Source organism: Rhizobium sp. 01N424 (assembly GCF_056399485.1).
In genome coordinates this window covers 289,280-309,043 of record NZ_JBFTRK010000001.1, presented here as the reverse complement: position 1 = coordinate 309,043, position 19,764 = coordinate 289,280, and the positions used below count along the sequence as shown (strand labels likewise).

The following is a 19,764-nucleotide window of genomic DNA, read 5'->3' as shown; positions in this document are numbered from 1 at the left end:
CTCTACGAAAACCCTCTGCCGCCAAGGCAATTCAGGGGCTCAATTCGTACAGTTTCATTCAAATTTAAGAGATTTCTGGCGATCTTTCCGGCGATCGTCAGGCTTCAATTTTAACGGCGCCTGGACTTTTGCACGGCTGCTCCATGACGGTGCGGCTCACCCTCGCCTGTGCCGGAAATGTTCGTCCGGCAAGTCGCCCCGCCGAGGCACCATGTTCATCTTCCGCATGAAGTCGCTTGCCGCAAAACTCATTGTCATCACCGGCGTCGCCATCGCGCTCGTCCTTTTTGTATCAAACTTTTTCCTCATCGATCAGACGCGCAGCCGCGTGCAGACGCTGACGATGGACCAGGCGAATCTTGAGGCAAAAGCCATCGCCAACGAAATCGCCGCCAATGTCGGCGAACTGGCGAGTGCTGCGCGCTCTATGTCCGGCGTTGTCGGCCGCGGCCACGAAGGTGGCAACTTCGACCGCAAGGGCATCATCAATATCCTGAAGGCCAATCTCGAAAAGAATGCCTTCGCGTTCGGCAGCTGGTTCTGCGAACAGCTCGGCGCCTTCGACGGCAAGACCACCGAGATTGCCGACAAGCTCGACGAGGGCACCAACAAGGCCGGCGCATTCACGCCTTACTGGTCGAAGACCAAGGATGGCGCGATCCAGTTCTCGACCTTCGACAACGACTATACGGCCGAATGGTGGAAGCTCGCTGCCGAAAGCGGCAAGGGTGCCATCACCACGCCTTACCTTGCTGAAGGCACGGATGTCCCGACGCTGCTGACCTCGATCGCTTATCCCGTCGTCTCCGGCGGCAAGATGATCGGTGTCGAAGGCGTCGATATCTCGCTTAAGTCGCTGACCGACAAGCTGCAGGCCCTGCATCCTTTCGGCTCCGGCCGTGTGACGCTGGTTGCCCAGAACGGCAACTGGATCGTCGCGCCGACGAAGGAGCTGATGTCGAAGCCCTACGGCGACGCTGAGGGTTCGGCCCAGGTCAAGTCCGCCCTGAGCTCGATGACTCCTGGCGTTGTCAAGAATCTCTCGCTCGACGGCTATGAGCCCTTCGATCGCGTCGTCTATCCTTTCGCCGTTCCCGATCTCAACGCCACCTGGGTCGTACTCGTGGACGTGCCGCACAGCGCCATCAATGCTCCGGTGCAGGATCAGACCTTCATGATGATCATCGGCGGCATCGTGGTGCTCGGCGCCGTGATGCTGGCCCTCTATTTCGCCGTCCGCTCTCTCGTGCAGAAGCCGCTCGGCCAGCTGGTCGCCGGCGTCAAGAAGCTCAGCGATGGCCAATACGAGCAGCCCGTGGCCGGTCAGGAGCGTGCCGATGAAATCGGTTCGGTCGCCAAGGCACTCGAGGGCTTCCGCTTTGCGCTTGCCGATACGCGCCGCCTCGAATCCGAGGCCGACAGCCAGCGCAGTGCCGCTGAGTCCGAACGCAGCCGCTCCGAAAGCGAGCGCCAGCAGTCGGTCGCGCTCCAGCGCCAGATCGTTGCCATCGTCGGTGCCGGTCTCTCCGAATTGTCGCAGGGCAATCTCGGCCACCGGATCAACGACGAGTTCCCTGGCGAATATGCAAAGCTGAAGCAGGACTTCAACGCTGCACTCGCCAGCCTCGAAGAAACGATCAACACGATGAACCTCAGCGTCGGCAACATTGGCTCCGGCACCAGCGAGATCAGCAACAGTGCCTCCGATCTTGCCAAGCGCACGGAACAGCAGGCCGCAAGCCTGGAAGAGACTGCAGCTGCGCTGAACGAGCTGACCGCACAGGTCAATTCTAGCGCCGAGAACGCCCGGACTGCTGCCGAGAATGTCAACCTGGCCTGCGAGGATGCAGAGAAGTCTGGTGAAGTCGTGCAGAAGGCAATCGCTTCGATGCAGGGCATCGAGCAGTCTTCGACCGAAGTGTCGCGCATCATCGGCGTCATCGACGAGATCGCCTTCCAGACCAACCTGCTTGCTCTGAACGCCGGCGTCGAAGCTGCTCGCGCAGGTGAGGCCGGCAAGGGTTTTGCGGTCGTCGCGCAGGAAGTCCGCGAACTGGCGCAGCGCTCGGCGAGTGCTGCGAAGGAAATCAAGACGCTCATCAATACCTCGGCCGTCCAGGTCAAGGAAGGCGTCGATCTCGTCGGCCGTGCCGGTGGCACGCTGCACAAGATCGCCGATCAGGTGATGAGCATCAACGAGCTGATCCGCCAGATTTCCGCCTCCGCCAGCGAGCAGGCGATCGGGCTGAAGGAGGTCAACCAAGCCATGAACCAGATGGACCAGGTGACCCAGCAGAACGCCGCGATGGTGGAAGAAGCGACCGCAGCCAGCGTCACGCTCAACGACGAGGCACAGACACTGAAGGCGCTCGTGCTGCGCTTCCGCGTCTCCGGCCAGGCAAACAGTGCGGCACTCAGGGCAACGGCCCAGCATATGCGTGCTCCCGCGGCCCCTGCCCCGGCCTATCGCGCTCCGGCGCCGCGCCGTGCCGCAGTCGCCCATGGCTCGGCTGCAGTCGCACAGGACAATTGGGAAGAGTTCTGAGAGCTATCCCATCTCAAACGAGAAGAGGCGCCCGGTCATCCCGGGCGCCTCTTTCATTTCTACACTTGAAAATCTCAGGCGGCGTTCGAGGCCTGCTCTTCGTTGAGGAAGGCATAGATCGCCGAGGCAGAGTCCGTCGCGCGAAGCTTGGCAACCAGATCCTGGTCACGCAGCACACGGGCGATGCGCGACAGCGCCTTCAGATGGTCGGCGCCCGCGCCTTCGGGAGCGAGCAGCAGGAAGACGAGATCGACGGGCTGATCGTCCAGCGCTTCGAAATCGACCGGGCTTTCGAGCCTTGCGAAGACACCGACGATCGAGCGAACGCTGGCAATTTTCCCATGCGGGATTGCAATGCCGTTGCCGACGCCCGTCGAGCCCAGGCGCTCACGCTGCAATACGACGTCGAAGATTTCCCGTTCGGAAAGGCCGGTAATCTTGCTGGCCTTTGCCGCCAATTCCTGAAGCAGCTGTTTCTTGGAATTTACCTTGAGGGCGGGAATAATCGCATCTTGGTGCAGCAGGTCTGCCAATGCCATTTCTTTTTCCTTCTGTCGCCAAAGCCGGGTGATTGGAAGAGCGGCGCAACGCGCCGCTCATCGCCCGATCTCAGCTCTTGATATTGGCTGCGTCGATCCAGCCAATATTACCGTCATGCCTGCGGTAAACGATGTTTAACTGTTCCTTGCCCGGGCTGCGGAACAGAAGCAGCGGCTCGTCCGTCATGTCGAGCGCCATCACGGCGGTCGCAACGGACATGGTCTTCAGCTGCTTCGTGCTCTCGGCTACGATAGCCGGGGCAAAATCGTCGGGAACCTCTTCTTCGTGGTCAGGAACGCCGTCCATGACCGTATAGGCGACTTCCGCAAAACCGTTCAGATGATTTCCGGCATGATGATCTTTCAGCTTCCGCTTGTAGCGGCGAAGGCGCTTCTCGATGCGTTCCGAGGCGGCATCGAATGCGACCTGCGGATCCATTGCTTCTCCTGCAGCATGCAGCACCACCCCACTATCGAGATGAAGCTTGCAATCCGCGGAGAAGCGCGAGCTCGACTTCTCAACGATCACCTGACCAGAATATCCCCCGTCGAAGTATTTCGTGACGGCCATGGCCATTTGCTCCTCGATCTTTTGACGGAACGAGTCACCAATTTCCATATGTTTACCGGATACACGCACACTCATGGAGTTTCCCTTCTTATAGTGGTTTGCGGTACCAGTTTACGCCAAGCCTACCTCTCATCCAAGCACTTCACGCAAACTCAAGCAAGATCGGCTTAAGTCTCGTGCTTCAAGCGCCCTGAGGATGATGGGGATAAGTCCGAACGCTGTTTCACAGCGCCAATTGCGGCGGGCTAATAAAGGCAGGTTACCAAAAAGTCAACGCCAACCGCGGGAGTCCGCCTAGAAGCCTGCAACCTTTGCCAGCGCGCGCTTTTCGCGCCGGCGCTGAACAGAAGAGGCGATATTCATCGCTTCGCGGTACTTGGCGACCGTGCGGCGCGCCAGATCGACGCCACCTTTTTTCAGCATGTCGACGATATCGTCATCGGAAAGCACTGCTTCCGGGCTTTCCTGCATGATCAGCGCGCGGATCTTGTGGCGTACCGCCTCGGCCGAATGACCATCGCCACCCTCCACCGCGCTGATCGACACTGTGAAGAAATATTTGAGCTCGAAAAGACCGCGCGGCGTCAGCATGTACTTGTTCGACGTCACGCGGCTGACGGTCGATTCATGCATCTTGATGGCGTCGGCGACGGTCTTCAAATTGAGCGGGCGCAGATGATCGACGCCATGCAGCAGGAAGGCGTCCTGCTGGCGGACGATCTCGGTCGCGACCTTCATGATGGTCTTGGCGCGCTGGTCGAGGCTGCGTGTCAGCCAATTGGCATTCTGCAGACATTCCGAGAGGAAGGCGTGATCGTCGCCATTCTTGGTGACATTCGCAAAATAAGCCTGGCTGACAAGCACGCGGGGCAGCGTGTCCGGATTGAGCTCCACCAGCCAGCTGCCATCGGACGATGGCCGCACGACGACGTCGGGCATGATCGCTTCTGAAACGCCCGCCTCAAAGCCGCTGCCCGGCTTTGGGTTCAGCTGGCGGATCTCTGTCAGCATATCGAGGAGATCTTCCTCATCGACGCCGCAAAGACGCTTCAGGGTCGCAAAATCGCGGCGCGCCAGAAGCTCGAGATTGGAGACGAAGGCTTCCATCGCCGGATCGAAGCGATCTTTCTGACGAAGCTGGATTGCCAGACATTCAGCGAGATTGCGGGCGAAAACGCCGGGAGGATCGAGCGTCTGCAGTTCGGCCAATACCCGCTCGGCGTCGGCGGTTGCAGCACCGAGGCGTTCGGCGGCTTCGGAAATATCGCCCTGAAAGTAGCCGGCCTCATCCAGCTGATCGAGAAGATGCTGACCGATCAGCCGGTCTGCAGCGCCAGTCAGAATGAAGGGAATCTGCTGGATGATGTGGTCCCGCAGCGAGACCTGACCGGCGACGAAGTCGTCGAGATCATAGCCCTCGCCCTCGGAGCCGCCCGGCATCGATTTCCATTGGCTGAGAAGCTCCGGCGCATCCGCGCGCTGCGGCGCGCCGTCATCCTGAAAGACGTTGGAATAATTGGCGTCGAGTTCGTCGCCGAGATGGCTGACACGGCCTTCGCTGCCATTGTCATACCAGTCGCCGGAGAGCGCGTCGCCGCTATCGCCGTCTTCGGCCTGATGCTGCGCGTGCCCCTCATCTTCGCCGACACGGTCGCTGCCCGTTTCCGCGTCATTTGACGGAAATTCCAGCAGCGGGTTCTTTTCGACTTCCTGGGCGATGAACTGGACGAGTTCGAAATGCGTCATCTGCAGCAACTGAATGGACTGCATCAGCTGCGGCGTCATGACGAGGGATTGGTTCTGTCGCAGGAAAAGATTGGCTGACAGGGCCATGGCGGACGCGAAACTCCCGTTCATTTCCTCCGGGAAACCGCGTCGAAACAAGAATTTCGGGCCACGGATATCCAGTTGGCCCAAAAATTGCTTTTTTATTCTATTTGGTCAAGCGCAAGTATGGCGGAAGGTGAATTTCCGTCGGCTTCAATCCAATCAAAGGCTGAAATTGTCGCCAAGATAGAGGCGGCGAACCTCGGGATTGTTGACGATGTCATTCGCGCGGCCATGCGTCAGCACTTCACCGGCATGGATGATATAGGCGCGGTCGATCAGGCCCAGCGTTTCGCGAACATTGTGGTCGGTGATCAGCACGCCGATGCCGCGAGCCGTCAGATGATGCACAAGGTTCTGAATATCGGAAACAGAGATCGGATCGACGCCGGCGAACGGCTCGTCCAGCAACATGAAGGTCGGGTCGGTCGCAAGCGCGCGGGCGATTTCCAGGCGGCGGCGTTCACCGCCGGATAGCGACACTGCTGCAGCCTTGCGCAGCTTGGAGATATGGAATTCTTCCAGCAGCTCGTCGAGCTTCTTTTCGCGCGCTGCCTTGTTCTTCTCGTGCACTTCAAGAACGGCTCGGATATTTTCCTCGACCGTCAGGCCGCGGAAAATCGAGGCTTCCTGCGGCAGGTAGCCGACACCCAAGCGCGAACGGCGATACATCGGCATCGTCGTGACGTCGTTGCCGTCGATCTCGATCGTGCCTTCGTCGACAGGCACCAGGCCGGTGATCATGTAAAAGCAGGTCGTCTTGCCCGCGCCGTTCGGCCCGAGAAGACCCACAGCCTCGCCGCGGCGAACCACCAGCGACACGCCGTTGACGACACGCCGCGTGCTATAGGTCTTGGTCAGACCCCGCGCAATCAGCGTGCCCTGGTAACGGCTCTTGTCTCCGGCGGAACCGTCCGCGGCCTGCGGCGCGGACTGGCCGAACATTTTGGGAAGCGAGAAAAGTTTCACGAGAGGGCCGGATCAGTTCTTCTTCTGGGACTTCGGATCAAGCTGGATCTGGACGCGGCCCCCGCAGCTATCCAGTTGCGCCTGCCCGGTCTCCATGTGAACGGTAAGCTGGCAGCCGGTGAAGACGTTCGGGCCATCGGAGAGAACGACTTTGTCGCCCTTCAGAACGAAGGTCTGTGCCGCCATGTCGAACGCGCCGTTATCGGCCGTCGCCGTCTGCGTTCCGGAGCTGACGAACACCTTGTCGCTGACCAGAATGTGGTCGATATCGGCATTGCCGGAGGAGATCGACGCGGCACCTGCATCGGGCTTCGCCTTTGCATCGGTCGCCTGTCCGTCTGCTGCCGCCTTGGGCTTGTAGAACACCGTCATATGCCCGGCCTGCAGGGTCGTCTTGCCCTGCACGACCTTCACGTTGCCGGTGAAATCGGCCTTGTGTTCCTGGTCATGAATTTCGAGCTTGTCGCTCTCGATCTGGATCGGCTCGTTCTTGTCGAGCTTGAGGCCATCCATCTGGCTGGTGGTCGCCTGCGCAAACGCGGCTCCCGCGATCATCAGAAGTGCCAGAGCGCCGCCGGTTGCTGCTGCGCCAAACTTACGTACTGAAGAGTGACAATCTTTTGTCATTAAATAACCCGGCTGTTAGGTGCCCTGTTTGCGGATGGCGGATGGATCGACGTTCATACGAACTTTCCCCTCGAACGTGATCACGCGACCCTTATCCGCCATCTTGAGGGAGTTCGCAACAACCGAAGTTCCCTCTTTCGTGATGGTAACGGGATCATCAGTCGACATGCTGCCGCCCTTGATATCGAGCTTTGCAGACTTGAAATCGGCTTTCAGTCCATTGCTCATGATAACAGTGAATGGCGAAGTCAGCGCCAGCTTGTCCGTCGCGCGGTCATAATCTGCGGAAGAGGCCTCGACGCTGGCGACCAGGCCGTCACTGACGGGAACGGCTGCCTTGATCGTCTCGAGCGTGATGAGGCTGGGGTTCTTGATATCCTGCAGTGCGCGCTCGGCGAGCATGGAATAATTGATGCCGTCGGAATTGCGGCCTGAGATCGCGGGCTTCGCCATGACGACCTTGCCGTTCTCGATCTTGGCCCCTTCGATCTTGATATTCTCCGGCAGATAGGCCCGGATCATAGAGACGGCGATGAAGATCAGCGAGATGATGACGGCGGTGACCGGCAGCAGTACTTTCAGGCGGCGGACGCGCGCGGAGTGATGCAACGCAGCGCCATAGGCGTTGCGCTCGGGTCTGGCAATTGCAGCCCCCCCGCCGCTGTTGATGGTGTTGAGCATCGGTCTGTCCGTGTCTGTTGATCGGCTTCCTATATAGGAACTACTACCGTCGATCACAGATCGTTTCGCATTATTACATTAGCTTGCCAATATGGATTTTTTTCTGCAACAAGCAACAAACGGATGAAAACGAGGTAAACCGGCATTTTCACAACACTATGCCGCCTTATCTCATGCCGCAGTGAATGAGGCCGCCGCCGGCCCTGGAGGACTTATGGACAGCTCGACGATCGCCGACCGCCGCAAACTTCGCCGGCGCCTCGGATTTTGGCGCATCGCCGCAGCGCTGCTTCTCGTCGCACTCGGCTTCTCTCTGTACCAGTTCTTCCGTGCTGATATCGAGCAGAGCCGGCCGCAGATCGCCCATGTGACGATTTCAGGACTGATCACCGACGACGACGAATTGCTGGAGCGGCTGAAGAAGATCGAGGAGAATGATCAGGTCAAGGGCGTGATCATCTCGATCTCCTCGCCAGGCGGCACGACCTATGGCGGCGAGAAGATTTTCAAGGCGATCAGGGCGATTTCAGCCAAGAAGCCTGTCGTTTCGGATGTGAGGACGCTGGCCGCTTCGGCCGGTTATATGATTGCCACGGCAGGCGATACGATCGTCGCCGGCGAGAGCTCGATCACCGGATCGATCGGCGTCATCTTCCAGTACCCGCAGATCCAGCCGCTGCTCGACAAGCTCGGCGTGTCCCTGCAGGAGATCAAGTCCTCGCCTTTGAAGGCCGAGCCCTCGCCCTTCCACAACACCAGCGAGGAAGCCAAGGCAATGATCAACAGCATGGTCCAGGACAGCTATGCCTGGTTCGTCGATCTCGTTGCCGATCGCCGGAAAATGCCACGCGATGAAGTACTTAAGCTTGCCGATGGGACGATCTATACAGGCCGCCAGGCGCTGAAGGTCAAGCTCGTCGATCAGCTCGGCGGCGACCCCGAAATTCGCGACTATCTGGCCAAGCGGGATGTCAGCAAGGACCTGCCCGTGGTCGATTGGGACAAGAAGAGCAACACGCCTTTCCTGCTCGCCGGTGCCCTTTCAAAGGTCGCGACGCTTCTTGGTTACGGCGACCTCGTCAAAAGCCAAGCGCTTGAGGGCATTCTGCCACAAAAGTTGCTCCTTGACGGGCTCGTTTCAGTTTGGCAGTTTGGCCGCGATTGATAAGAAATCAATAATTTAAGGGGGCGACCGTGATCAAGTCGGAACTGGTGCAGATAGTTGCCGCGCGCAACCCGCATCTCTATCACCGCGACGTCGAGAATATCGTCAATGCCGTTCTCGACGAGATCACCGATGCACTGGCAGCGGGCAACCGCGTCGAACTGCGCGGCTTCGGCGCCTTTTCTGTCAAGAACCGCCCATCGCGCTCCGGCCGGAACCCCCGGACCGGCGACACCGTGTTCGTCGAAGAGAAGTGGGTTCCGTTCTTCAAGACCGGCAAGGAACTGCGCGAACGGCTGAACCCCGGCCAGGCCGATCAGGACGACTGAGACCTGCCCTGCGGCGAAACCGCGCTTGAAGTTCGCCCGCCGATTCCTATTCTGCATAAAGTCTGAAAGCGCCGCTTGAACGCGGCGCTGATAATGCGCGGAGGCCATCCATGGCGAAGAAGATCACTAACCTTTTGATTTTGCTGCCACTAGGCATCATCCTGATCATCTTCTGCGTCGCCAACCGGCAGATCGTGACGCTGGCCTTCAATCCCTTCCGGCCCGAGGATCAGGTCCTGTCGCTATCGGCGCCATTCTTCGTCTTCATCTTCATTGCGCTGATCATCGGCATGTTCGCAGGCTCTGCCGTCACGTGGTTCAGCCAGGGAAAGCACCGCAAGCGGGCGCGCAACGAAGCCAAGGAAGCGGTGCGCTGGCAGAGCGAGGCGGATCGCCACAAGGCGCGCGCCGAAGAGATCGCAGGCCAGCTTCCATCGCGATAATCAGCGGAGCGGATCGAAGGTCAGTTCCTCATACTCGCCTTCCGACGACGTCCCTCCGCTGGTAACGGCGAAGCCCCTGGATAGATAGAAGGCTTTCGCCTGGGCATTGTTGACCAAGCACTTCAGCCGGTATTGATGCCGTGGCCAGTCCGGAAGTGCGGCAAGCAGCGCTGTGCCGACGCCCCTGCCCCGCCATTCCTTGCGGATATAGAGCATGTGAATGAAATCGTCGGCTGCCCAGAGCGTCATGAAACCGGCGATCGTGCCATCGGCCGCCTCGGCGAGCCAGACGAGTTCGCCTTGCGTGTGAGCTGCAAAATCCTCGTGCCGGAACTTATACGGATCGACCCAGGTGAAGGTCTGGCGGCGAACCTGGAGATAAATGTCGGCCAGCTCTTCGCGATCCGAAGGCTGCGGGGTCCTGATCGTCACGTTCATGCTTCAGGCTTAGCTCAGACATCGCAAGCCGCCAATGGCCCGAGGTTCAGATCGCTGCCTTTTCCGAGACTGCCGCATTGAAATCGGCGAAGAATTGCTGTGCCAGTTTCTGCGACGTGGAATCCACCAGCCGGGCACCAAGTTGCGCAAGCTTTCCGCCGACCTGTGCCTTCGCCGCATATTGCAGGATGGTTTCGCTGCCGTCTTCCTTCAACACGACATCGGCGCCGCCTTTGGCAAAGCCTGCGATGCCGCCCTTGCCTTCGCCGGAGATCGTATAGCTTTCGGGCGCGTTTATATTGGACAGCGTCACCTCGCCGTTGAAGGTGGCCGAGACCGGGCCGATCTTGATCTTGACCGTCGCCGCCAACTCGGTCGGTGAGGTCATCTCCAGCACCTGACAGCCCGGAATGCAGCGCTTGAGGATGTCTGGATCATTGAGCGCGGCCCATACGGCATCGCGCGGAGCATTGATGCGTTCCTCTCCGGTCATATCCATTCGAAATCCTCCCATTTCGGATCGCTAAACTTATCACAGCGGGAAAGCGCTTTGCCAAGGTGAAACGGAATGCTATTTGCACGGGCTCTATCGAATTGAAGACGCGGAACACCACGTTGAAACAAAAAGAACGCCGGCCAGGCGCAAAGACGCCTTCCGGTTCCTCCGGCCACCGCCGCAACGACGAGCGCCCGAACCGCCCGGCAAAGCCTGCGACAAAACCCGCGGCTGCCCGTGAAACAGTGCGCGAAGCCGCCACCAGCCTTGCTGTCGAACGGCCATTGCAGACCCGGACGGGCGACCGGCCGGCTGAGCGCGTGCCTGTCATTCTTGAATCGCTGGGTGCCGGCGATTTCCACCTGATCGACAGCGGCAACGGCCAGAAGCTCGAACAATACGGCCCCTATCGCATCATCCGCCCGGAGGGACAGGCGCTGTGGCAACCGTCACTTCCCCCGCACGTCTGGGAAAAGGTCGATGCCGCCTTCACCGGTGACGTCGACGAAGAAGGCACCGGCCGCTGGCGTTTCCCGAAGGACGCGCTCGGTGAGACCTGGCCGCTCCATCTGCTCGGCGTCGATTTCTTCGGCCGCTTCACGTCGTTCCGGCATGTCGGCGTATTTCCAGAGCAGATCGTCCATTGGGCCTGGATGAAGGAACAAGTCGAACGTGCAGGCAGGCCGCTCAAGGTGCTGAACCTCTTTGGCTATACCGGTGTCGCCTCGCTGGTCGCAGCTGCAGCCGGTGCCGAAGTGACCCATGTCGATGCCTCGAAGAAGGCAATCGGCTGGGCGCGCGAGAACCAGGCGCTCGGACGGATGGAAAAGCTGCCGATCCGCTGGATCTGCGAAGACGCGATGAAGTTCATCCTGCGCGAGGAGCGCCGCGGCAACACCTATGACATCATCCTGACGGATCCGCCGAAATTCGGCCGCGGGCCGAATGGCGAGGTCTGGCACCTCTTCGAGCATCTGCCTCTGATGCTCGACATCTGCCGCGGCATCCTGTCGCCCAAGGCCGTCGGTCTGGTGCTGACCGCCTACTCGATCCGCGCCAGCTTCTATTCGATCCATGAGCTGATGCGCGAAACGATGCGCGGCGCCGGTGGCGTTGTGGAATCCGGCGAGCTGGTGATCCGCGAAGGCGGTCTCGACGGCAAGACGTCGGGCCGCGCCCTTTCTACGTCTCTCTTCTCCCGCTGGGTGCCGAAATGAACGAATATCACGACCGCGGACCCCGCCGGGTCGGCCAGGTGAAGGAAGTCACCTCGCTTGCCAATCCGATTATCAAGGACATCAAGGCGCTCAGCGACAAGAAGACCCGCGAGCAGAGCGGCACCTTCATGGCCGAGGGCCTGAAGCTCGTGATCGACGCGATCGAGCTCGGCTGGACGATCCGCACCCTGGTCTATGCCAAGGCCGCGAAGGACAAGCCGCTGGTCGAGCAGATGGCGGCAAAGACCGTCGCCTCGGGCGGGCTAGTGCTTGAGGTGAGCGAGAAAGTGCTTTCCTCGGTCACGCGCCGCGACAATCCGCAAATGGTCGTCGGCATCTTCGAGACCCGCTGGAAGCCGTTGCGTGATATCCATCCCCAGCAGGGCGAAACCTGGATCGCACTCGACCGCGTCCGCGATCCAGGCAATCTCGGCACGATCATTCGCACCGCCGATGCAGCAGGCGCCTCCGGCGTCATCCTTGTCGGCGAAACGACGGATCCTTTCTCGCTGGAGACCGTGCGCGCCACCATGGGCTCGGTCTTTGCCGTGCCGGTCACCCGCGCTTCTCCCGAGGACTTCCTTGCCTGGAAGAAGACGGCCGGTGTTTCGGTGGTCGCAACGCATCTTGCCGGATCGGTGGACTACCGCACGATCGACTACAAGAAGAAGCCCGTTGTTATCCTGATGGGCAACGAGCAATCCGGTCTGCCGGATCAGCTTGCAAGCCAGGCCGATGCCCTTGCCCGCATTCCGCAGCAGGGCCTTGCCGACTCGCTCAACCTTGCCGTTGCCAGCGCCGTTATGCTCTTCGAGGCCCGGCGGCACCTTCTCTCATTGTCCGAGGCAAAATGACCGAACAGACGCTCCCGCGCCCGGCCCTCTTTTCGCGCCCGCTGCCGATCTTGCTGTTCATCGTGGTGGCAGTGATCCTCGATCAGGCTGTGAAGATTACCGTCGATCACTATCTGCCGCTGCAGGAGATGGTTCCGGTCATTCCGATGCTGGCGCTCTATAGAACCTACAATCTCGGTGTCGCCTTCTCGATGCTCTCGGGTATGGACGGCTGGTTCATCGTGGGAATGCGCCTGATCATTGTCGCCTTCGTGATCTGGATGTGGCATCGCACAGCGAAGGACCGCTGGATCGCGCATACCGGCTTCGCGCTGATCATTGCCGGCGCGCTCGGCAACCTCTTCGACCGCTTTCTCTACGGGCACGTGATCGATTATATCCTGTTTCATACCGAAACATGGTCGTTCGCAGTTTTCAATCTTGCCGATAGTTTTATCACCGTCGGCGCGGGATGCGTGATTCTTGACGAGTTGCTGCAACCGAAAAAGGCCGAAAGCTAAAATTTTAGCTTTTTCCTGAAGGCATTCGGAAGAGCGCCTATGTTAGCCAGCATTCATGCAAAGCTTGGCTCAACTGCAGGAAAGATTGACCGCGGCATTCGGTCCCGCCAAACCGCAGGCAATGCGGACGGCGGATGATAACCTGCAATCCAAGGCTGACGCGCTGCCCGAACACCGGAAGCGGCCGCTTCGCAGCATTGTGTCATATTGGCTCGGTGGCGCCGGTCTGATTGCGGCCTGCCTCCTCATTTTTCTCGGACAGGCAGGCGGCATTCTGTTTCTATCCGCCGGACTTGCCTTCATTGCTGTCGTGTTGATCGCCTATGCCGCCGCGTCGAGCCGCAAGACGAATTCCCGTCTGGCCGCGAAGACCGGACATGAGCGCGTACCGGCCAGCGAGGCAGCAGATCTTTTTGCCAATGTCCACGACGTACTTGGCGATATCACCGTTACCCGCAGCATCGACCGGCGAATCCTTGGCGCCAACGCGACGTTCCGGCGTCTCACCGGGCGGCTGAAGCCGGAAGGCCAGACCTGTGAGGAAATCGGCATTGCCTTTCGCCCCGGCGCCGAACCGCATCGCTTCGACGTCGAGATCTCGACGCCGGAGGGACAGCGCATCTTCGTCTGGAACGACGTCGTCACCCGCGACCCCACGAGCGGCAATCTGCTGATCCAGAGCGTTGCCCGGGACGTGACCGCCGAGCGCCTGACGGCACAGGCCCGCGAAGAGGCGCGGCAGAAGGCGGAATACAACAGCGCGGCAAAGTCGCGTCTGCTTGCCACCGTCAGCCACGAAATCCGCACGCCACTATCCGGCATTCTCGGCATGACGCATCTGCTGACCCAGGCGCAGATGACGCAGGAGCAGCAGAATTATATCGGCGGCATCCGCCAGTCCGGCCACGCGCTGACGCAGCTGGTTGAAGACCTGCTCGATTTCTCGACCATCGAAGTCGGCCGTTTCCAGCTGCGGCCGCGATCGGAATCGCTCCGGCAGTTGCTGGAGAGCGTCGTCGAAATGCTGGCACATCGCGCCCATGAAAAGGATATCGAGATCGGCGCGACAGTGTCTTCGGATGTTCCGGAATTTATGAGCTTCGATCCGGCCCGCCTTCGCCAGGTACTGTTCAACGTAATCGGCAACGCGGTGAAATTCACCCAGGCCGGCGGCGTCTTCATCCGCGCCGCCCTGACGGACGACGAACTCGTCATCACCGTAACCGACACCGGACCCGGCATGACTGCGGAGGAGCAGTCGCGGATCTTTGCCGAATTCGAACAGGGAGGAACGATGATGGAAAAGAGCGGCGGCACGGGGCTTGGGCTGACGATCTCCGCCCGCATCATGCGCGAATTCGGCGGCTCGCTGACTGTTGCCAGCGAAAAGGGCAAAGGCAGTGAATTCACCATCCGCTTCCCGGCAGGCATGACTGAAGAAAGCCGCGGACGGCGCAAAGGGCTGCTGGCAGGAAACACGGTCCTATTGCTCGCACCGGCCGGTGCGGCGCGGGCCGCTATAGCTGAGACGGTGATGGCACTCGGCGGCGATTGCCACCTCGTCGAAGACGGCGAGACGGCCCGCGAAACGCTGCTTTACATGGCCGGCCGCGGACAACGCCCGACCGACATCATCATCGATCATCGGCTATCGGCCGAGTTCTCCAGCCACCTTGCCGATCGCGCCGACATTGCAGCGCTCGGCCTGCGCAAGATCCTGCTCGTCAATCCGGAAGAACGCAATTCCCATGCGCTGGATCTCTTCGACGCCTGGCTGATCCGGCCGCTGCGCGAGCAGTCGCTGATCGACGTACTGCGCGGCCGCATGCGCGGCATGGAAAAGCGCGACGCTCTGAACGACAATCAGCCAGGCTTCAGCGCCTCGATCCCGGAAGCCAGCCAGCAGCACGGGCTGAATATCCTGCTTGGCGAAGACGACCCAATCAACGCGATGCTTGTACGTGCGATGCTGGAGAAGGGCGGACATACCGTCCGCCATGTCGAGGACTTCGAGGCGCTGCTCGATGGCGCCCTGTCGGAGAATGGCAGCAGGCCTGATATCATCATCAGTGACCTGACCATGCCGGGTGGCGAAGGCGTTGACATGATCGGCCGCCTGCGCGGTCACGAGCGCCGGCTCGATCTGCTGCCGGTGCCCGTCATCGTGCTGACGGCCGACAAGCGGGACGAGTCGCGCCGCGCAGTTCTGCTCGCCGGGGCCAACCGCGTGATGATCAAGCCGATCGACCCCATCCGGCTACTGACCGAGGTTCAGGCCGTCGCCGCGCTCTCCGCAAGACGCGCCGAAGCGCTCTGATGATGAGTGACACCAGCTGCATTTTTCCGTAACATTGATGTCACTTTCCTGTCGCACATTAGTGTTTTATGGCAGCTCATGAGCCGGCAACGGGAGAATCGTCAATGGATATCGACACCTTGAATCGTGAGACATTGGTGGAGGCCACACGGCCTGCAACTTCGGCCCCGCCGAAGGAAAGCGACGTTCTCGGCCGCATCGGCAACCTCGAAACCCGGCTGGCCCGCACTGCAAGCGAAATCGACGCTTCGCAGCATGTCCGCTACCGCGTTTTTGTCGAGGAAATGGGCGCGCAGCTTCCGGCAGAGACAATGCGCCGCGAGCGCGACGTCGATGCCTATGACGCCTTCTGCGACCACCTGCTCGTTCTCGACCGCTCGATCGAGGGCGACAGCGAAGACCAGATTGTCGGCACCTACCGCCTGCTGCGGCAGGACGTCGCAATGGCGAATGGCGGCTTTTACTCGGCTTCCGAATTCGCCATCGGCGAGCTGCTCGCCCGTCATCCCGACAAGAAGTTCATGGAACTCGGCCGCTCCTGCGTGCTGCCCGCCTACCGCACCAAGCGCACGGTCGAGCTTCTCTGGCAGGGCAACTGGGCGTACGCCCTGAAGCATGGCGTCAGCGCGATGTTCGGTTGCGCATCGTTTCCGGGCGTTCATCCGGAAAGCCATGCACTGGCGCTTTCCTTCCTGCACCACACGGTCGTTGCCAAGGACGAGTGGGCTGTCGATGCCCTGCCGCATATGGCACGCGCCATGGACCTGATGCCGCCGGAGGCGGTGAACCCGAAGAAGGCGCTGATGGCGCTGCCGCCGCTGATCAAGGGCTATCTGCGTCTCGGCGCAATGGTCGGCTCCACAGCGGTCGTCGACCACGCCTTCAACACCACCGACGTGCTGATCGTCCTGCCGATCTCCAGCATCTCGGACCGCTATCTGAACTACTACGGCGCTGACGCCGGACGTTTTGCGAGCTGATAACAGTGGGCAGGCGCCGTCACTCTTGACGGCGCCCGGTTGGACATTCATCCTGAAGTCAGCGTTTCAGTAGGGCGCATCGGCATGGTGCCGGCTGGGCTATGCCCGCCTACGATCTTCAACGTTGCGCCATGCCCAATTTCGAAAACCTCAAGAAAAAAGCCAAGCAGTTCAAACGCTGGCATCAGGATCGCTATTATCCTGTTGCTGCGGAAATTGGATATTGGCTCCCGCGCTTCAGGCACCTTGACGACAAGGCTATCCTCAACGCCGAGTTCAAGCTGGTTGATGCTCAAGAGTTGGTCGCCGCTATGGAGGGCTTTGAAAGCTGGGCCGCGCTGAAAGAGGGACTTAGCGAAATGAGTTCAGCAGCCAAGCAGCAATCTGCATCAATGCCTCGAATGATCGATTCACAGCCTCAGCTGTTCGTGAGCGACATCGATTCATCTCTCTCATTTTATGCCCAGAAGCTGAAATTCGAAACTACCTTCGCCTACGGTAATCCGCCCTTCTACGCCCAGGTCGCCCGTGACGCTGCGAAGTTGAATATCCGGCACGTCGATAGCCCAGCCTTCAGCATTGAATTTCGGCGCCAAGAAATCGATGCGCTCTCGGCAACGATCACTGTCGACGATGTGAAGGCATTGTTTCTGGAATATACGGCGGCCGGTGTTCCATTTTATCAGAGCCTGAAAACGGAGCCTTGGGGCGCGCGCACTTTCATCGTGCGCGATCCCGATGGCAACCTGATCATGTTCGCGGGTTGAGGACAGACTGATGACAAAGCGGATGTGTCGCCAATTCCGCCTTGTCATTGCTATTCGCTTTACGACCCGGCCGCATAGGCGGCAATTGCCGCCATGTTGACGATGTCGCTGTCCTTGGCGCCCATCGAGGTAATCTGGACGGCCTTGTCGAGGCCGACGAGGATCGGGCCGATGACGGTGGAGCCGCCGAGTTCCTGCAGCATCTTGGTGCTGATGGAGGCCGAGTGGAAGGCCGGCATGACGAGGACGTTGGCCGGGCCGGACAGGCGGCAGAACGGATACTGCTCCATCGCCTTGCGGTTCAGTGCCACATCCGCCGACATTTCGCCGTCATACTCGAAATCAACCCGGCGCTTGTCGAGGATCTTCACCGCCTCGCGGACCCGCTCGGAGCGCTCACCCGATGGATGGCCGAAGGTGGAATAGGCGAGCATGGCGACGCGCGGCTGGTAGCCCATGCGGCGAGCGAGACCCGCGGCTTCCTCGGCGATATCGGCGAGCTCTTCAGCCGTCGGCATGTCATGGACGGCGGTATCGGCAACGAAGACGGTGCGGCCGCGAGCAAGCACCAGCGACACGCCTATAACCCGATGGCCCGGCTTCTCATCGATGCAACGGCGGACGTCTTCCAGCGCGGTCGAGTAGTTGCGGGTGATGCCCGTCACCATGCCGTCGGCATCGCCGAGCGCTACCATGGTGGCCGCGAAATGGTTGCGGTCGTTGTGGATCAGGCGCTGGGCATCGCGATGCAGATAGCCCTTCCGCTGCAGGCGCGCATAGAGATAGTCGATATAGGCCTCGACGCGGGTGGAGATGCGGGCGTTGACGATTTCGAGGCCGGGGCGGTTGAGATCGATGCCGGCGCGCTCGGCCGTTGCCTTGATCAGGTCCTCGCGGCCAAGCAGGATTGCCGTGCCGAGCTGCTGGTTGGCGTAGGAGAGTGCGGCGCGCATCACCTGCTCTTCTTCCGCCTCGGCAAAGACCACACGCTTCGGACGGCGGCGGACGCGCTCGTAGAGGCTCGCCAGCGTCGAAGCGATCGGATCGCGGCGGGCCGACAGCTCGCGGCGATAGCCTTCCATATCGGTGATGACCTTGCGGGCCACACCACTCTCAATCGCAGCTTCCGCGACGGCGGCCGGGATCGCCGAGATCAACCGCGGATCGAAGGGGACCGGGATGATATACTGCGCGCCGAAGCGCGGGCGATTGCCCTGATAGGCGGCAACGACATCGTCGGGCACATCTTCGCGGGCGAGACTGGCGAGCGCCTTGACGGCGGCAATCTTCATGTCGTCGTTGATCGTCGTGGCGCGAACATCGAGCGCGCCGCGGAAGATGTAGGGGAAGCCGAGGACGTTGTTGACCTGGTTCGGATAATCCGAGCGGCCGGTCGCCATGATTGCGTCGTCGCGGATGCGGGCGACTTCTTCCGGGGTGATTTCAGGATCCGGGTTCGCCATCGCGAAGATGATCGGCCGATCGGCCATGGAGCGGATCATGTCCTCCGAGAAGGCACCCTTCTGCGACAGGCCGAAGACAACGTCGGCACCCTTCATCGCTTCCTTCAGCGTGCGGGCCTTGGTCTTGACGGCATGGGCCGACTTCCACTGGTTCATGCCCTCGGTGCGGCCTTGGTAGATCACGCCCTTGGTGTCGCAGAGCACGATATTCTCGGCCGCAAAACCCATCGCCTTGATGAGTTCGACGCAGGCGATCGCGGCGGCACCCGCACCATTGCAGACGAGCTTGGTGGTCTTGAGGTCGCGACCGGTCAGCTCCAGCGCGTTGATCAGGCCGGCGGCGGCGATGATTGCCGTGCCGTGCTGGTCGTCATGAAAGACCGGGATATCCATCAGCTCACGCAGGCGCTGCTCGATGATGAAACAGTCCGGCGCCTTGATATCTTCGAGATTGATGCCGCCGAAGGACGGGCCGAGGAAGCGGACGCAATTGATGAACTCGTCGACATTCTCGGTATCGACTTCGAGGTCGATGGAGTCGACATCGGCGAAACGCTTGAAAAGGACCGACTTGCCTTCCATGACCGGCTTGGACGCCAAAGCGCCGAGATTACCGAGACCGAGAATGGCCGTACCGTTGGAAATGACGGCCACCATGTTGCCGCGCGTCGTGTAGTCGTAGGCTGTGGCGGGATCGGCGGCGATCGCCTTGACCGGAACGGCGACACCAGGCGAATAGGCCAATGAGAGATCACGCTGCGTCGCCATCGGCTTGGTTGGATTGACCTCGAGCTTGCCCGGCCGCCCCATAGAGTGGAAGTCCAGTGCTTCCTTGTCGGTGATGCCGTTGGCGGGGCGCTGCTTGCTGTTCATGTCGGGCATATGTCCTCCAAATCTCCTGGCAACCATCTTCGATTGCGCCGTTATCCCTCTATAGACACGCTTATTTGGGCCGACACGACGCCTTGCGAAAAAGCCGTACGGCTACAATCGATTAAAATATCCGCCGGAGCTGACAGGTGTCCCCTCAAGGGGT

At 60.4% G+C, this 19,764-nt stretch carries 19 protein-coding genes; 10 read left to right on the top strand and 9 right to left on the bottom strand.

Annotation, left to right across the window (positions count from 1 at the left end; genetic code table 11):
- Nucleotides 1-211: 211 nt before the first annotated feature.
- Nucleotides 212-2,545, top strand: coding sequence for a methyl-accepting chemotaxis protein (locus AC1DNK_RS01605; protein ID WP_477938989.1), 2,334 nt, complete (start codon nucleotides 212-214; stop codon nucleotides 2,543-2,545).
- A 74-nt stretch (nucleotides 2,546-2,619) separates the two neighbouring features.
- On the opposite strand, the gene ptsN is transcribed toward AC1DNK_RS01605, so the two are convergent.
- The 6 genes from ptsN to lptC form a co-directional block, all read right to left on the bottom strand.
- Nucleotides 2,620-3,084, bottom strand: coding sequence for a PTS IIA-like nitrogen regulatory protein PtsN (gene ptsN, locus AC1DNK_RS01600; protein ID WP_112385274.1), 465 nt, complete (start codon nucleotides 3,082-3,084; stop codon nucleotides 2,620-2,622).
- A 70-nt stretch (nucleotides 3,085-3,154) separates the two neighbouring features.
- Nucleotides 3,155-3,730 (bottom strand): ribosome hibernation-promoting factor, HPF/YfiA family, encoded by a 576-nt coding sequence (gene hpf, locus AC1DNK_RS01595; protein ID WP_112385273.1) that lies wholly within the window; start codon nucleotides 3,728-3,730, stop codon nucleotides 3,155-3,157.
- 219 nt (nucleotides 3,731-3,949) lie between these two features.
- Nucleotides 3,950-5,488, bottom strand: a complete 1,539-nt coding sequence (gene rpoN, locus AC1DNK_RS01590) for an RNA polymerase factor sigma-54 (RefSeq protein ID WP_112385272.1) — start codon at nucleotides 5,486-5,488, stop codon at nucleotides 3,950-3,952.
- A gap of 156 nt (nucleotides 5,489-5,644) precedes the next feature.
- A complete protein-coding gene (gene lptB, locus AC1DNK_RS01585) occupies nucleotides 5,645-6,427 on the bottom strand; it encodes an LPS export ABC transporter ATP-binding protein (RefSeq protein WP_112385271.1) in 783 nt (260 codons plus the stop codon).
- 36 nt (nucleotides 6,428-6,463) lie between these two features.
- Nucleotides 6,464-7,078 carry an LptA/OstA family protein gene (locus AC1DNK_RS01580; RefSeq protein ID WP_112385270.1) on the bottom strand — a complete coding sequence of 205 codons (615 nt, stop codon included), beginning with the start codon at nucleotides 7,076-7,078 and terminating at the stop codon, nucleotides 6,464-6,466.
- A 15-nt stretch (nucleotides 7,079-7,093) separates the two neighbouring features.
- A complete protein-coding gene (lptC, locus tag AC1DNK_RS01575) occupies nucleotides 7,094-7,759 on the bottom strand; it encodes an LPS export ABC transporter periplasmic protein LptC (RefSeq protein ID WP_112385269.1) in 666 nt (221 codons plus the stop codon).
- Nucleotides 7,760-7,973: 214 nt separating this feature from the next.
- Between lptC and sppA the strand changes: the two genes are divergently transcribed.
- The 3 genes from sppA to AC1DNK_RS01560 all read left to right on the top strand — a co-directional run bounded on the left by sppA (nucleotide 7,974) and on the right by AC1DNK_RS01560 (nucleotide 9,696).
- Complete coding sequence (sppA, locus tag AC1DNK_RS01570) at nucleotides 7,974-8,924, top strand: signal peptide peptidase SppA (RefSeq protein ID WP_112385268.1); 951 nt, start codon at nucleotides 7,974-7,976, stop codon at nucleotides 8,922-8,924.
- A 29-nt stretch (nucleotides 8,925-8,953) separates the two neighbouring features.
- Nucleotides 8,954-9,253, top strand: coding sequence for an integration host factor subunit beta (locus tag AC1DNK_RS01565; protein WP_018898213.1), 300 nt, complete (start codon nucleotides 8,954-8,956; stop codon nucleotides 9,251-9,253).
- Nucleotides 9,254-9,363: 110 nt separating this feature from the next.
- Nucleotides 9,364-9,696: a LapA family protein gene (locus tag AC1DNK_RS01560; protein WP_477938988.1), complete on the top strand. Its 333-nt coding sequence runs from the start codon at nucleotides 9,364-9,366 to the stop codon at nucleotides 9,694-9,696.
- Here the strand turns inward: AC1DNK_RS01560 and AC1DNK_RS01555 are convergent, their stop codons facing one another.
- Nucleotides 9,697-10,134, bottom strand: a complete 438-nt coding sequence (locus AC1DNK_RS01555; RefSeq protein ID WP_477938987.1) for an N-acetyltransferase family protein — start codon at nucleotides 10,132-10,134, stop codon at nucleotides 9,697-9,699. It abuts the gene before it with no gap.
- A 46-nt stretch (nucleotides 10,135-10,180) separates the two neighbouring features.
- A complete protein-coding gene (locus tag AC1DNK_RS01550) occupies nucleotides 10,181-10,633 on the bottom strand; it encodes an SRPBCC family protein (protein WP_112385265.1) in 453 nt (150 codons plus the stop codon).
- 116 nt (nucleotides 10,634-10,749) lie between these two features.
- On the opposite strand from AC1DNK_RS01550, the gene AC1DNK_RS01545 reads away from it, so the two are divergent.
- The 6 genes from AC1DNK_RS01545 to AC1DNK_RS01520 all read left to right on the top strand — a co-directional run bounded on the left by AC1DNK_RS01545 (nucleotide 10,750) and on the right by AC1DNK_RS01520 (nucleotide 17,265).
- Nucleotides 10,750-11,847, top strand: a complete 1,098-nt coding sequence (locus AC1DNK_RS01545) for a class I SAM-dependent methyltransferase (RefSeq protein WP_477938985.1) — start codon at nucleotides 10,750-10,752, stop codon at nucleotides 11,845-11,847.
- Nucleotides 11,844-12,701, top strand: a complete 858-nt coding sequence (locus AC1DNK_RS01540; protein ID WP_112514093.1) for a TrmH family RNA methyltransferase — start codon at nucleotides 11,844-11,846, stop codon at nucleotides 12,699-12,701. The genes AC1DNK_RS01545 and AC1DNK_RS01540 overlap by 4 nt, the downstream gene beginning before the upstream one ends.
- Entirely contained in the window at nucleotides 12,698-13,201 is a 504-nt protein-coding gene (lspA, locus tag AC1DNK_RS01535) for a signal peptidase II (protein ID WP_112385262.1), read from the top strand. Before AC1DNK_RS01540 ends, lspA begins: the two co-directional genes overlap by 4 nt.
- Before the next feature lie 55 nt (nucleotides 13,202-13,256).
- On the top strand, nucleotides 13,257-15,518 hold the full coding sequence (locus AC1DNK_RS01530) for an ATP-binding protein (protein ID WP_112514094.1): 2,262 nt from the start codon (nucleotides 13,257-13,259) through the stop codon (nucleotides 15,516-15,518).
- A gap of 104 nt (nucleotides 15,519-15,622) precedes the next feature.
- Nucleotides 15,623-16,498 carry a l-ornithine N(alpha)-acyltransferase gene (olsB, locus tag AC1DNK_RS01525; RefSeq protein WP_112514095.1) on the top strand — a complete coding sequence of 292 codons (876 nt, stop codon included), beginning with the start codon at nucleotides 15,623-15,625 and terminating at the stop codon, nucleotides 16,496-16,498.
- 131 nt (nucleotides 16,499-16,629) lie between these two features.
- Entirely contained in the window at nucleotides 16,630-17,265 is a 636-nt protein-coding gene (locus tag AC1DNK_RS01520) for a bleomycin resistance protein (protein WP_112514350.1), read from the top strand.
- Between the two features lie 59 nt (nucleotides 17,266-17,324).
- Here the strand turns inward: AC1DNK_RS01520 and AC1DNK_RS01515 are convergent, their stop codons facing one another.
- Nucleotides 17,325-19,610 carry an NADP-dependent malic enzyme gene (locus tag AC1DNK_RS01515; protein WP_477938982.1) on the bottom strand — a complete coding sequence of 762 codons (2,286 nt, stop codon included), beginning with the start codon at nucleotides 19,608-19,610 and terminating at the stop codon, nucleotides 17,325-17,327.
- Between the last annotated feature and the right edge of the window lie 154 nt (nucleotides 19,611-19,764).

Coding starts and splice junctions, on each gene's coding strand:
- AC1DNK_RS01605 (WP_477938989.1), top strand. CDS start 212: ATGTTCATCTTCCGCATGAAGTCGCTTGCCGCAAAACTCATTGTCATC.
- rpoN (WP_112385272.1), bottom strand. CDS start 5,488: ATGGCCCTGTCAGCCAATCTTTTCCTGCGACAGAACCAATCCCTCGTC.
- AC1DNK_RS01520 (WP_112514350.1), top strand. CDS start 16,630: ATGCCCAATTTCGAAAACCTCAAGAAAAAAGCCAAGCAGTTCAAACGC.
- AC1DNK_RS01540 (WP_112514093.1), top strand. CDS start 11,844: ATGAACGAATATCACGACCGCGGACCCCGCCGGGTCGGCCAGGTGAAG.
- AC1DNK_RS01555 (WP_477938987.1), bottom strand. CDS start 10,134: ATGAACGTGACGATCAGGACCCCGCAGCCTTCGGATCGCGAAGAGCTG.
- AC1DNK_RS01560 (WP_477938988.1), top strand. CDS start 9,364: ATGGCGAAGAAGATCACTAACCTTTTGATTTTGCTGCCACTAGGCATC.
- olsB (WP_112514095.1), top strand. CDS start 15,623: ATGGATATCGACACCTTGAATCGTGAGACATTGGTGGAGGCCACACGG.
- AC1DNK_RS01530 (WP_112514094.1), top strand. CDS start 13,257: ATGCAAAGCTTGGCTCAACTGCAGGAAAGATTGACCGCGGCATTCGGT.
- lspA (WP_112385262.1), top strand. CDS start 12,698: ATGACCGAACAGACGCTCCCGCGCCCGGCCCTCTTTTCGCGCCCGCTG.
- lptB (WP_112385271.1), bottom strand. CDS start 6,427: ATGTTCGGCCAGTCCGCGCCGCAGGCCGCGGACGGTTCCGCCGGAGAC.
- lptC (WP_112385269.1), bottom strand. CDS start 7,759: ATGCTCAACACCATCAACAGCGGCGGGGGGGCTGCAATTGCCAGACCC.
- ptsN (WP_112385274.1), bottom strand. CDS start 3,084: ATGGCATTGGCAGACCTGCTGCACCAAGATGCGATTATTCCCGCCCTC.
- hpf (WP_112385273.1), bottom strand. CDS start 3,730: ATGAGTGTGCGTGTATCCGGTAAACATATGGAAATTGGTGACTCGTTC.
- AC1DNK_RS01550 (WP_112385265.1), bottom strand. CDS start 10,633: ATGGATATGACCGGAGAGGAACGCATCAATGCTCCGCGCGATGCCGTA.
- AC1DNK_RS01580 (WP_112385270.1), bottom strand. CDS start 7,078: ATGACAAAAGATTGTCACTCTTCAGTACGTAAGTTTGGCGCAGCAGCA.
- sppA (WP_112385268.1), top strand. CDS start 7,974: ATGGACAGCTCGACGATCGCCGACCGCCGCAAACTTCGCCGGCGCCTC.
- AC1DNK_RS01515 (WP_477938982.1), bottom strand. CDS start 19,610: ATGCCCGACATGAACAGCAAGCAGCGCCCCGCCAACGGCATCACCGAC.